The organism is Nostoc sp. (assembly GCF_036917315.1).
GTDB lineage: Bacteria > Cyanobacteriota > Cyanobacteriia > Cyanobacteriales > Nostocaceae > Nostoc.
On sequence record NZ_JBALDR010000066.1, the window covers coordinates 141,562 to 155,150 of the forward strand.

The 13,589-nt window shown below is 39.5% G+C and carries 12 protein-coding genes; 11 read left to right on the forward strand and 1 reads right to left on the reverse strand.

Annotation, left to right across the window (positions count from 1 at the left end; all coding sequences use genetic code 11):
* Positions 1 to 16: 16 nt before the first annotated feature.
* Positions 17 to 490, forward strand: coding sequence for an SET domain-containing protein (locus tag V7K84_RS31315; RefSeq protein ID WP_334844011.1), 474 nt, complete (start codon positions 17 to 19; stop codon positions 488 to 490).
* A gap of 86 nt (positions 491 to 576) precedes the next feature.
* Here V7K84_RS31315 and ilvC read toward each other — a convergent pair whose 3' ends face one another.
* Complete coding sequence (gene ilvC, locus V7K84_RS31320; RefSeq protein WP_322697670.1) at positions 577 to 1,572, reverse strand: ketol-acid reductoisomerase; 996 nt, start codon at positions 1,570 to 1,572, stop codon at positions 577 to 579.
* 75 nt (positions 1,573 to 1,647) lie between these two features.
* On the opposite strand from ilvC, the gene V7K84_RS31325 reads away from it, so the two are divergent.
* The 10 genes from V7K84_RS31325 (at position 1,648) to V7K84_RS31370 (ending at position 13,588) form a co-directional block, all read left to right on the forward strand.
* Positions 1,648 to 1,818, forward strand: a complete 171-nt coding sequence (locus V7K84_RS31325) for a hypothetical protein (protein ID WP_334844014.1) — start codon at positions 1,648 to 1,650, stop codon at positions 1,816 to 1,818.
* 160 nt (positions 1,819 to 1,978) lie between these two features.
* Complete coding sequence (locus V7K84_RS31330) at positions 1,979 to 2,506, forward strand: GUN4 domain-containing protein (RefSeq protein WP_334844016.1); 528 nt, start codon at positions 1,979 to 1,981, stop codon at positions 2,504 to 2,506.
* A gap of 379 nt (positions 2,507 to 2,885) precedes the next feature.
* Positions 2,886 to 3,521 (forward strand): hypothetical protein, encoded by a 636-nt coding sequence (locus V7K84_RS31335; RefSeq protein ID WP_334844018.1) that lies wholly within the window; start codon positions 2,886 to 2,888, stop codon positions 3,519 to 3,521.
* Between the two features lie 6 nt (positions 3,522 to 3,527).
* Positions 3,528 to 4,973, forward strand: coding sequence for a hypothetical protein (locus tag V7K84_RS31340; protein ID WP_334844020.1), 1,446 nt, complete (start codon positions 3,528 to 3,530; stop codon positions 4,971 to 4,973).
* An 811-nt stretch (positions 4,974 to 5,784) separates the two neighbouring features.
* Complete coding sequence (locus tag V7K84_RS31345) at positions 5,785 to 6,654, forward strand: DNA adenine methylase (RefSeq protein ID WP_334844022.1); 870 nt, start codon at positions 5,785 to 5,787, stop codon at positions 6,652 to 6,654.
* On the forward strand, positions 6,621 to 7,754 hold the full coding sequence (locus V7K84_RS31350; RefSeq protein WP_334844024.1) for a restriction endonuclease, SacI family: 1,134 nt from the start codon (positions 6,621 to 6,623) through the stop codon (positions 7,752 to 7,754). Before V7K84_RS31345 ends, V7K84_RS31350 begins: the two co-directional genes overlap by 34 nt.
* 322 nt (positions 7,755 to 8,076) lie before the next feature.
* The gene (locus tag V7K84_RS31355; protein WP_334844026.1) at positions 8,077 to 8,997 is read left to right on the forward strand and encodes a DUF4349 domain-containing protein; all 921 of its coding nucleotides are present in this window, start codon (positions 8,077 to 8,079) and stop codon (positions 8,995 to 8,997) included.
* A gap of 234 nt (positions 8,998 to 9,231) precedes the next feature.
* Positions 9,232 to 10,587 carry an NAD(P)/FAD-dependent oxidoreductase gene (locus V7K84_RS31360; RefSeq protein ID WP_334844028.1) on the forward strand — a complete coding sequence of 452 codons (1,356 nt, stop codon included), beginning with the start codon at positions 9,232 to 9,234 and terminating at the stop codon, positions 10,585 to 10,587.
* Between the two features lie 155 nt (positions 10,588 to 10,742).
* Positions 10,743 to 11,978: an LL-diaminopimelate aminotransferase gene (locus V7K84_RS31365; protein WP_334844029.1), complete on the forward strand. Its 1,236-nt coding sequence runs from the start codon at positions 10,743 to 10,745 to the stop codon at positions 11,976 to 11,978.
* Between the two features lie 131 nt (positions 11,979 to 12,109).
* Positions 12,110 to 13,588, forward strand: coding sequence for an AAA family ATPase (locus tag V7K84_RS31370; protein ID WP_334844030.1), 1,479 nt, complete (start codon positions 12,110 to 12,112; stop codon positions 13,586 to 13,588).
* Position 13,589: the final 1 nt, after the last annotated feature.

Here is a 13,589-nt window from a genome sequence, read left to right on the forward strand (position 1 = left end):
TAGTGGGTCTTTATCTATGAATACAACAGAGTCGATTTCAGATGCAAAGCTAAATTCTCATGTCACGATTCAGGAAACAGCAAAAGGACAAGGAGTGTTTGCTACAAAAAAATTTCCAAAAGGGGAAACCGTCGTAGTGGGTATCCTAATTGAAGCAGTTCCCGAACGAACAATTTATTCCGTTCAGATGGATTTTAATTTGCATATCAACTTAAATGAGCCTGCTATTGTCACCAACCATTCTTGCGATCCAAATACTGGGGTAAGGAACAATCAGTTTGGGGGATATGACTTCGTTGCTTTGAGCGATATCGAAGCAGGTGAGGAGATTACCTGGGACTACGAAACCACTGAATATGAAACAATTGCTACCTTCGGGTGCTTGTGCGGATCTCTATCTTGTCGAGGGAATATATTAGGATTTAAATTCCGGGAACAAATTTTGCGCGATCGCTACGGTGAGTATATTGCAGATTATCTTAAAATCTAAAGCAAATAGACATCTTGATAAATTAAATATGCTGCAACCATAACCCTTGTAGAGACGTAGCACTGCTACGTCTCTACATTCTTTTCTTAAGCTTTTTTCAACCAGCTAAACATAGCGCGTAAATCTTTACCAACTTCCTCAATTTTGTGTTCAGATTCTTTGCGACGCATGGCGGTAAATCCTGGTTTACCAGATTGGTTTTCCAAAACAAATTCCCGTGCAAATTGCCCAGATTGAATTTCGCTGAGAATCTTCTGCATTTCCGCTTTGGTTTGTTCGGTGACAATCCGCGGGCCACGCGTATAATCGCCATATTCAGCTGTGTTAGAAATGCTGTCGCGCATTTTGGCTAAACCACCTTCTACAACCAAGTCAACAATCAGCTTGACTTCATGCAGACATTCAAAATAAGCCAATTCTGGTTGATAACCAGCTTCTACCAAAGTTTCAAATCCGGCTTTGATTAAAGCACTTAAACCACCGCACAATACCGCTTGTTCGCCAAATAAATCTGTTTCGGTTTCTTCGCGGAAAGTCGTTTCGAGAACACCGGCGCGAGTACCACCGATACCTTTAGCATAAGACATGGCGCGATCGCGTGCCTGACCACTAGCATCTTGATAAACTGCAAACAGCGCTGGTACGCCTTCACCACCTTCATAAGTCCGTCGTACCAAATGCCCCGGCCCTTTTGGTGCCACCATCACCACATCTACGTTAGCCGGTGGTACAACTTGCCCAAAGTGAATATTGAACCCGTGGGCAAAAGCCAACACATTCCCTTCTTCTAGATTGGGTTCAATCTCATTTTTGTAAATCGTTTTTTGGACTTCATCAGGTAACAAAATCATGATGAAGTCAGCAGCATTAGCGGCATCTGCAACATTTTTCACAGTTAAACCAGCTGCTTCAGCTTTTGCAACTGACTTACTACCCGGATATAGTCCCACAATCACATTCAAACCACTATCTTTGAGATTGAGAGCGTGGGCATGACCTTGGGAACCATAGCCGATAATAGCAATAGTTTTTCCAGCCAAAAGGTCTAAATTGGCATCTTCGTCATAATACATCCGGGCCATAGAAGCATCTCCTGTCAGCAAGCATGGTCATTAATTCGCAGGCTTACGATTGTACCTCAAATTGAGTAACCACAGATGAACTATCAACGAGAAAAAGGCCAAGTTAATGAGCGATACTGCAATGGTGGCGATCGCCTTACCGAGAAAGAATGGCAAATTATTCTCAACTTGTTTAATAGAAAAATGTACATAAGTTTATATATATTTACGAATGTTTTAGTAAATACACGTATAACGTTTGTATAATATCTCAAGATAAATTATCTATAAAATTTCTGTCTATTGCAAACGGATGTATCAAAAATATTGTGACTTAGGGTTCTCAGTGAACTGCAAACATCAAGATAGCATGAGCCGAGAGAGTCAGATCAATGCCCATCTTAAGTTTTTTAGGGTAGGTTAAAGTATGGACGAACTCAAGTCTGAAGCAGGCATTGATTACAGACCCTTACGAGATTTGCTACAAGCGAAACAATGGGAAAAAGCTGATAAGGAAACCAAAGACATTCTGAGCAAATACAATTCTCAGTCAGGTTATATGTATTCCTTCAAGGACTTTCCTTGCACAGACTTAAAAACAATAGATAAACTATGGCTGGACTTTAGCAATAAGCAGTTTGGTTTCAGCATTCAACAGCAAATCTGGGAAGAAATCAAACAGAATGAACAAAACGAGTGGCAAGCAACAAAAGCTTTCGTTAAAAAAGTGGGATGGAATGACAATATAAATGAAGATCCTTTCGCATTAATCTACAGTAAATTGATGTTAAATATTCAGGGTAGCCGAGGATTTATTGTTGGCAGCCTTCCTGCACTAATTCCATTTCAAATGGTCGGTTACAGTCCTATAGGCGAATGGATGGATCTAGGTTTTATAGCAATTGGGCGGGTATATCTGCCATCTCTGGTAGAAAGACTAACTGAATGCTCGTGAGTAGCTGTCGTATCTGCAATTATAAATGCCCAAACCTACAATCGAGAATTTTTCAAACTAGGATTATGGGTCTCGTTCACTTTTAATGAGCGTGGGAAGGGATGTTTGATACAAAGCGTTAGCAACAATAAAATATGAAATGATAGCTATTATTATGATTGAGCGATCGCTTTGTATAAACATCCCATTCTCTCGTCAAATGTGCCAGTTTGATGGCACAACAGCCAGACAATATTTTTGAAGGTAATTGCGGCTAAAAAACTTGCTATATCTAGTTTATCGGAGGCTTTTCACATCTTCAGTAGTAAAGCTTATCTAATTTCAATTTAGATTTGTTTTACCTCAATAACACACTAACAAAATCACGGAATATAAAATTATGAGTTTCTCAATTGTCACTGAGCTATTTGCTACTATCCCTAGCTATCAGAATAGCACTGTTAACGTTTATAGAGATGCAAAAGTAACCGATGGAGTTTCCGAACAAAGGTTCTATTATACTCCTTTATTTTCTTTAGTATCTGATGAATCAAAACAACCAACAGTAATAGTTGACGGAACAACAGTTGAAGTGCTTTTTCAATGCTTCACGCAACAGTTACATAATTTGGTTTTGAATGAAGTAAAAGCTCGAATTAATGATGATAAACTGAGAAATTCTCAAATTGGCTTGATACCCATAATTGGTATTCAAATAAAACCTGAATCAGAAGATGTTGGTTTTTATATTTATCCTAATACTGGATTAGCTTTAATTCCGTTAAGCGAACAGCATGAGGCTAAATTTAAGTTTTCTGATGTAGCGGCAGCAAATAAATTTGCCGAGCGTGTCAAAAATAAAAATGAGGACTTCTATATCGTATTAACTATTCCCTCTGTAAATATAACTGACGATGTAATTAGTATCAGTGCTAGTGATTTCAAAAGAGTTGACTGGAAAAACTTTGTTAATGACAAGAATGCTGACGAAAACATTGATGCGAACAATCAGTATTTTACAATCGATCAGATTTGAGATGCATTGCAGAGTATTTTAAGACGTATCAATATTACGGTTGTCACTGAAAGTGAGGAGCCAGGAGCTAGACAATTAACACTTGATGATAAAAATAAATTACTTGACAGATTTCTTGACGATCTAACTAAGGTTGTAGCAGTAGATTTTCCACCATCTGGTAATACTGATATTTTTATTGGCAAAAAGTCATTTGATCCTGATGTAATCACGAGAGAGAAAACATCTACAACAGAGGCTATGACTAGTGCAATAGAGCGCGTTTTAGACAAAGCAGAAGAAGACTTTCGAGATAATACAAGCTCAAACACTAGTGAATCATTGTTAGAGAAATTGGATCGGGAATATCAAAATAAAAAAGGTAGTGTTGACACAGGAGCAAGTGTCAATGTTTTCAAAATTTTTGGTGGTTCAGCTAAAGCCGCAGGTTCGGCGGAATTTACTTCTGATTTGACGAATCAGATGAAGCAAGAGTCCAAAAGTGCTAATTTTCAACATTTTAGTAGTCAAACAAGAGACAAAATGAGGTCTGAACTTAAAGACTTGCTTCAAACATACTCAAACTATGAATGGGAAATTGAAGAAGAAAAAATTAAACCTAAAAAGATTAAGTTAAGAAGAATTATCAGTGGTGAATTTAATGCAGTCCATCAACTTTTTCAAAAAAATCGGAAAATTACACGTGAAGTTGCCGACATTGGATTTCCAATAAGTAGTAAAAGAAACATAATTGGGCTACAAGAATCATCTACCAATACAAATACTCTTGAACTCACTTTAGATAGCACTCACACTTCTATTGATTTAGGACAACAGCTTGAATTCTTAGTAGCAAGGTATCAGGTAGTGAATGTTCGCTTTAAGTTAGAGGATACAGGTGATAGATTAAACTTTGAATGGAACCATCCATTTAGCATTCCCGAAAATCATACATTATCGATTACAGGGCCACACGAGAACGGTCCTACAGAAGACTCACTTAAAGTTCAAATTAATATGACGAAAACTCCTGCACTATCCTGGCATGGTAACGATGACCCAGGTAATCGTCGTATTCCAGAACGTGTCTTTGTAGGGAAGAACGCAACATTAGAAATTGCTGGGATTAGGCTGTATGAAAGCGCAAATGACACAAGAGAACTTTCACAGACCGCTTATAATGGAGGAGCTTTATTTGATATAGGTGGCGATTTTGGTACTGTTATACTCATACAATCCCATGTAAGGTCAACAGAAGATATTGTCGGCTTTGGGTCACAAGCTTATGGCAGAGCAAAGTTTGGTTGGACATATGTCAACAGGTACTTCCCTAATTCCCGTAACATTTTAATTTTGAAAACTTACACAGGTTGGGCTTTTCGCGGAGCAGGGGGAGTAGTCTCAGGTAGCTACACAACTCTTGGTGATGGTGTATCATTTGATGATTTTCCTGGTATTATCTATCTCAATTAAAACTGAAGTACGGATAAGGTAAGCTACCATAACCCTCTTCTGTCAGTCTCCGAAAACATTTGCCATTTCTGAATTCTAGAGCTTTTGTATAGCAAGCGATCGCGCGATTCTTTTCTAATAACAAATTCAAGACTAATTTTTTTCTAATAGTATAGCTTGTATTGATTGCCTCATCAGGCTTCTAGCGATTGCCCTCCGGGAAAGTGACAGAAGAGGGATAAGATATCATGTGCAATAGAGCGTAACCTGGGGATTACGCTCTAGTGTCAAAGAAGTAAACAAATTACTAAGAATTCATGAGTAACAGTAAGGATTTACTTTTAATAATAAAACTGACTCATACTTTTCTATTGATCTAGCTGCAACCGCGCAAGATTGTTACGAAAGAATGGCTATCTGAAACTCTTATACATCAGCTTTTTAGCAGATAATCAAATCTTGTTGCTTAGTTTTCTCTTAGTTGTGTTCAATTCCATAATTGAAGCTTCCATAAATATGAAGTAAGCATTGGCTTAAGTCTATATTTAATGTGTTTGCTAGCACAGAGTATATACTGTTCTCTATGGTAAGGCTGGAAAATAATTGCGAAAACTCAGATAGGATAAACTTTTGCAGACTATTTTGCCGAAAATTACACGTATCTAATACTGTTGGCGATCGCCTTACCGAAAAAGAATAATAGATTATTCTCTGAAAAAATAATGTAAGTATTCTTGTTTGTTTATACTTTATTTCTCAACACTATATAATAAATTGCGTTTTACCCTTATCCTCGGTTTCGGGTAAAGCAATCCCTTTGAGGTTGGCTTTCATGGCAAAGAAAATTGCATTTGGTTGGTATGGCGGCAAGTACAGTCATTTAGACTGGCTTTTACCCTTGTTGTCAAAAACGACCCACTACTGCGAACCCTTTGGTGGTTCAGCAGCCGTGTTGTTGAACCGGGAGCCATCACCTGTGGAAACCTACAATGATATTGATGGACAGGTAGTCAACTTCTTTCGCGTACTACGCGACCAAAAAGACCAACTCATTGAGGCGATTGGTTTAACCCCATTTTCGCGTGAAGAATTTCGGACTGCTATAGCTAAAGAAGAAGAGAGTTTGTCAAACTTGGAAAAGGCTAGACGATTTTTCGTCCGGGCGCGACAAGTGAGAACAGGCTTGGCACAAACCGCCAGTGTTGGACGATGGGCGCACTGCAAACTTACTAGCCGCGCTGGAATGGCTGGTGCAGTTTCCCGGTGGCTTGGTAGTGTTGAGGATCTACCCGAAATCGTGCAACGGTTGCTACGCGTGCAAATTGAAAACGACCGAGCAATTGATATTATTCGACGCTACGATAGTCCAGAAACATTATTTTACTGTGACCCTCCCTACCCGCACGATTCCCGTGGGGATAGCAAGGCTTACGCTTATGAAATGACCGACGACCAGCATCGGCAACTAGCGGATGTTTTGCGTTCAGTTAAAGGTAAAGTTGCCCTTTCAGGCTATGATTGTTCCTTGATGCAAGAACTATATGGTGACTGGAACTGCATTAAAGCGCCTGTGAAACACTGCCATTCCATCAAGCAGTTACGGCAAGAAGTACTTTGGCTCAATTATGACCCGCAAGCCTCCACACTTACTGTTGAAGAAATCGCTCCATGTCCACAACCCCAGCAGCTATCCTTGATGTAGCTTTACAAAAAGCCGAAGCATCGATAGTCCAACCGATTGTCACCAACCCCAGCATTGCCGAAAAAATTGACTATGTATCGCGCTATGTAGGCAATCGTGCTGTAGTTCGTTTGTTGCTGGCCTGCTCTTTGGCAGCAATTCACCGTGGGAATGTTGATATCCGCAAGCCTTACACCGAAATAGGCACACCAGATGCTTACTCTGGACGATACTACGATGAAAGTTACATCACAGCATTCATTAACAAGCACGAATTGCCCTGTAATCCCACTACTGCGTTCCTCACCCCTGCCCTGCGGAACCGTAACATCACCTTAACCCCAGCAGTGAATCTGGTGGGACGACCGCCCAAACTCTACGAAGCCGCCCTGCAATTACTTGATGATGTTCATCAAGGCAGAATAACTGCTGAGGAACTCCTAGCCCAAACTATTCGCTGTTTAATTATCGCTCGGAACGAGAAGCGGCAGCGCATGGAAACACTACTAGCCGACCTGAAAAAGTCGGAAGACGCAATACCTTTGTCAGCAGAGGAAATTATCACACTCCTGAAACAGCATTTGGCTTGCCGAGGTTCAAGCCGTCTTCCTGTACTAATTGTTGCTGCTGCCTATCAAGTAGCAGAACAATATATTGGGGAGCGTTTTTTACCTTTAGAATCCCACAATGCAGCAGACGAGCAGACTGGAGCTTTGGGAGATTTGGAAATTACTTTAGTTGATGATGAGAAGGTGATTACCAGCTATGAAATGAAGACCCGACGCGTCACCTTAGCAGATATTGACCGTGCTTTGCAAAAAATCAACAGCACAGGCAAGCGGGTTGACAACTATATTTTTATCACGACGGATGCGATCGAAGAAGGTATTCAGGAATATGCCTCAAGTATGTACGACCGTACAGATGGCATAGAGATTGTGGTTTTGGATTGCATCAGCTTTGTACGTCACTTTCTGCATTTGTTCCATCGATTGCGATCGCAATTTTTATCAGCCTACCAACAGCTAGTGTTAACAGAACCAGACAGTGCCGTTAACCAACCTCTAAAAGAAGCTTTTTTAGCATTGAGACAGGCTGCTGAAAGTGCCAGAGAATTTTGACCGACAAGATCCCGTAGGGGATTCTGAATTGGTATAAAGGCAGATTTGCACTGGCGATCGCAGATCCAACTTGTTTTCAAAATCAAACAATTTCAAAAATAGCAACTACCAAAAAGCAATTTTACGATCCTACTGGCAAACAGACTTGTTGCAGATATTTTTTGAAATAATCGTCAAATGACTTGCTAATAATCTTTTTGAGATATCTCATCAAGCTTTGTAAATAAAAATGACTAACCCTGTTACATAAATTGCAACAATACAGGCTTTGAGTTTTTATTCAGTAATACTAGGGTTAAATTCATCCATCTGAGGATAGATTATGTATACTTCGACGAAATTACCGCGCACATCTGCTTTATTTATAAGTGCGTTATTGGGAGGGGTAATTTTCACCAGTTGCGCTTCTTCGGATCGGTCAACAAATCAGTCTGCACCTCAAATGGCAGCAGATGGCGCGGCAAATCAATTATCTGCTCGTGAAAGCAGTATTTCTCAAAAGGCGGAAGCTTCACCAATAAACCGTTCTCGTCCCCAACTGATCAAAAAGGCAGCAATCTCTTTGACTGTCAACTCTGTAGATAAGACTGTTGATGCTGTTTCGCAAATTATCAATCAACAGCAAGGGGATTTAATCGGGTTGAAACAACAACAACCCAAAAATGACAACCCGCGTTACACAGCAACAATTCAATTGCGGATACCAGAGAATCGGCTAGAACCTACTTTAGAACAACTAGCTAAATTAGGCACTGTTGATAGTCGTAATATTACTGCCGAAGATGTAGGCGATCGCCTTGTGGATTTCCAAGCTAGATTAACTAATTTGCAGAAAACTGAAGCCAATTTGCAAAAAATTATGGATCGGGCTGGTTCTGTGAGAGATGTGCTTAGTGTTTCCCAAGAATTGAGTAATGTCCGTCAAACTATAGAACAAATTGATGCCCAACTAAAAAGCTTACAAAATCAAGTTGCTTATTCCACTATTACGCTGAACCTAGAAGCAGCAGTTTCTAGTACCAGTCCCCAACCTGCCTTGGATTTGCAAGTTAAGGAAACTTGGAATAACTCTACCCATTCTTTGAGTGCATTTTCCGTTGGCTTACTCAAATTGGGTATTTGGTTAATTGTTTACAGCCCCTATTTGTTAATTTTTGTTGCTCTTGTCTATGGCTTTAGGCGTTGGCGGCGAACTCATTCACCACGTTTGCCACAAACACCAGAGTCAACTATTTCTGATTAAAATTGCATAAATTCTACATCTACCTTTGATAAATCTACACAGATAAACAGGGATTGAAAGATTCCAAACTCTTATTGTCTGTACCTTTCTCTTAAAAAATTTTGTTTATCTTGTAGTTTTGATTACTTTAATACTTTTTCAAATGTAAAGAGCAATACAAAATATATGATGACATTTTTGATACAAATCTGTTAAGAATAGTTACAATAGTCGGCATACACGATAATATTTCTTATGGTAAATTCACTTGACAAGAATCCACCCCATCAAGTAGTTATTGTTGGCGGTGGTTTTGGTGGACTTTATGCAGCAAAAACACTCGCCAAAGCGGCAGTAAACGTTACTCTGATTGATAAACGTAACTTTCATCTATTTCAACCCCTTTTATATCAAGTCGCTACAGGTGCGCTATCTCCGGCTGATATCTCCTCACCATTGCGTTCTGTCCTCAGCAAGAGCAAGAATACGAAAGTGCTGCTGGGAGAGGTGAATAATATCGATCCAGAAGCGCAAAAAGTGATTGTGGGCGACGAAGCAATAGCTTACGATACGTTAATTGTCGCCACAGGTGCAAAGCATTCCTACTTTGGCAAAGACAACTGGGAAGAATTCGCCCCAGGCTTGAAAACTGTAGAAGATGCCATAGAAATGCGTAGCCGGATTTTTTCGGCCTTTGAAGCCGCAGAAAATGAAACCGATCCAGAAAAACGCCGTGCTTGGTTAACTTTTGTAATTGTGGGTGGTGGGCCAACAGGTGTAGAGTTAGCTGGTGCGATCGCAGAATTGGCAAACCAAACTCTCAAAGAAGATTTCCGCAACATTGACACATCAGAAGCCAAAATTTTGCTATTAGAAGGGCTGGATCGGATTTTGCCACCCTTTGCACCAGAGTTATCACAAGAAGCCGAAGCATCCCTGACGCGCTTAGGGGTGGTTGTTCAGACAAAAACACTGGTAACGAATATCGAAAATGATACTGTTACCCTCAAACAAGGCGATGAAGTTAAAGAAATTGCCTCAAAAACGGTATTATGGGCAGCAGGTGTGAAAGCTTCGGCAATGGGAAAAGTGCTAGCAGAACACACAGGTGCAGAGTGCGATCGCGCTGGACGGATTATCGTTGAACCTGACTTGAGTATTAAGGGACATCCCAATATTTTTGTAGTTGGCGACTTAGCAAATTTTTCTCATCAAAATGGTAAACCGCTACCTGGTGTTGCACCTGTAGCCAAGCAAGAAGGTGAATACGTAGCAGCATTAGTCCAAAACAGGCTTGCAGGTAAAAATTTGCCACCCTTTGCTTATACCGATCATGGTAGTTTAGCAATGATTGGGCACAATTCTGCTGTGGTAGATTTGGGCTTTACCAAGCTGAAAGGTTTCGTTGCATGGCTGTTTTGGCTATTTATTCACATCTACTTCTTAATTGAATTTAACAACAAATTAGTAGTAATGATTCAGTGGGCATGGAGCTATTTCACCCGTAATCGCGGAGCAAGATTGATTACAGGAAGAGAAACCGTCACGGAGTTTGTAATTAGCGATCGCAACAATTATTCAGCTGAGAATAAACAGCCGGTAAATGTCTAATTGGGAAGAGGTGATAGGTGACAGGTAGCAGGTGATAGGGAATAATCTGTACCCTGTAACCTTTACCCTATTCCCTTCTTCACTCTCCATAACAAAGTTATCGCCCTCATAAATTAGCAGTAAGCTATTTGAGGGCGTTTTTCATAATCTACATAATGGCAACTATTAACAACAACTACCTGAAACTGAAAGCGGGTTATCTGTTTCCAGAAATTGCTCGGCGGGTGAATGTCTTTGCAGAAGCGAATCCTGATGCTAAAATCATCCGTTTGGGCATTGGCGATGTCACCGAACCGCTGCCAGAGGCTTGCCGCACAGCTATGATAAAGGCTGTGGAAGAAATGGGCGATCGCAATACCTTCAAAGGCTACGGCCCTGAGCAAGGCTACGCATGGTTGCGGGAGAAAATTGCTACTCAAGATTTCCAAGCACGGGGAGCCAATATAGATGCCTCGGAAATCTTTATTTCTGATGGTTCCAAGTGCGACACAGGCAACATTCTGGAAATCTTTGGTCATGACAATATAATCGCCGTTACCGACCCAGTTTACCCTGTGTATGTAGACACTAACGTGATGGTGGGAAATACTGGGGATGCCAATGATAAAGGCGAATTTGAGGGTTTAGTTTATCTGCCAATTACGGCTGATAACAACTTCACCGCCGAGATTCCCTCAAAGAAAGTCGATTTAATTTATCTCTGCTTTCCCAATAACCCCACTGGCGCAACTGCTACCAAGGAATATCTCAAGGCATGGGTAGACTATGCCAAAGCTAATAACTCGATTATTTTCTTTGATGCAGCCTATGAAGCTTATATTACCGATCCGTCGATTCCCCACTCAATTTATGAAATTGAAGGTGCAAGGGAAGTTGCGATCGAATTTCGGTCTTTCTCCAAGAATGCAGGTTTTACAGGAACCCGTTGCGCGTTAACTGTAGTACCGAAGACACTCACAGGAAAAGCCGCCGATGGTTCCGATGTGGAACTATGGAAACTCTGGAATCGCCGCCAGTCTACCAAATTTAATGGTGTTTCTTACATCGTTCAACGGGGAGCGGAAGCGGTTTACTCTGAAGAAGGACAGGCGCAAATCAAGGAATTGGTGAGTTTTTATCTAGAAAACGCCAAAATTATCCGCGAGAAACTCACAGCCGCCGGATTATCAGTTTATGGTGGTGTAAATGCACCTTACGTTTGGGTGAAAACTCCCAATGGTTTATCCAGTTGGGAATTCTTTGATAAGTTGCTGCAAACTGTCAACGTTGTAGGAACACCTGGTTCTGGCTTTGGTGCTGCGGGTGAAGGTTACTTCCGCATTTCGGCGTTTAACAGCCGGGAGAATGTCGAAGAGGCGATGAAGCGGATTACGGAGAAGTTTAAAGTGTAAGGCATTTTTTGCATTCAGTCTGACTATCTTAGTTAAACTCAATTTGTAAGTCTCAAATATTAGGGTGGGCAGTGTCCACCCTACTTGAGAATCCAAGATAGTTAGTATCAAGTTGGCAATAGGAGCTTTTTATGAAATTACTACGAGTCCAAGTTCCGGATTTTCGCATTTTAAAAAACGTTGATATAACTTTTGAACAAGATTTTATCCCCAGTATTTTCCCCCTTGGTAGTCAAAATGGTGGTGGTAAAAGTACACTTTTGCAATTAATTTTTATTTTATTGCATTGTTCTACTGATTCTGATAAAAAAGATTTTGTGAAAAATATACTTTCTGGATTTTCGATTAATAACAATTCTAATAAGAGAGTATTAGCCATAATTGATATCTGGAATGAAGATAAAATTGTACAACTTGAATTTTTATCTTATAACGATTCTTATTTGAGAGAGCTATTAATATCAAATGATAAAACTGAGGTTGATAATGATAATTACATACAATTTTCTTCTTCAAATCAATTAGAGAAGGTTATCAATAAAATTTCAATTACTGAAAAAGAAATACAAGACTTAGAGAAAGCTCTTAATAGATTAGATAATGTGAGAAAAATTGAGAGTAGTGAGGAGAGACTTTATATATTGAGAGAGTTAGTGCAAAGACTTCAAAGATTTAAATTTAGAACTTCAAGATTAGGAGTCGCAAATTTACGTATAGAAGGATTTCAAGATGAAGTTCAAACAAGACTCGATATATCGAAATTAAATCTGGAAAAATATTATGAACAACGTGAGCAGCTTGAACGTATCTTACAAAGAGTTTTAAAATATTTGCAATCAGAAAAGCTACTGTATATCTGTAATTATTCAGCTAATGGTAATGAAGATGAAGAGCAAGAGGAAGTTTTACTTTGCCGGATAAATAACATAGATATGAACAAAGTAGAAATATTCATGAAGGAGTTATCACAAAAAATATTTCTTGCGGCTCCTTCTACCCAAGTTTTTCTTTTTAATTCTAAAGAATCTAGAAAACTCTTATTTAAAAAGCAGGATAACGAAACTGACTACTATTCACAGCTTAAATTAGCCAAATCTAAACTATCAGGCTTTTTTACTTATGATTTTCTGGCTGTAGATATCCTTATTGAAGCCTTTAAGTCTGCTCGAGACAAAGACTTTGCCGAAGCTATTAAAAAAGGCGAGTATGGGAATAGCTACAAAGCCCTGATCAATGATTTAAATATAATATTGTCTAATAAAAAAATAAACGTAGATACAGATTTATCCGGTGTAATTTTTAAATTAGATAAAGATGGTGAAGATGTAGAACTATATCCCGAAGACTTAAGTCATGGCGAGTTGAAAAGATTGAGTATTTATATGTGGATAAAGTACCATAATATAGAAAATGCAATTGTGCTAATGGATGAAATTGAAATAGCATTTCATCCAGATTGGCAATATCAAATAATTGCAGACCTCAACCAATGGTCGCCAAGTAATCAATATATTCTGGCAACTCACTCATACGAGTTATGTCAAGCTCTTACACCTGCTCACGTTAAGGAACTAGAACCAAAACTTTTAAAGCAAGAAGCTAAAAATTAAA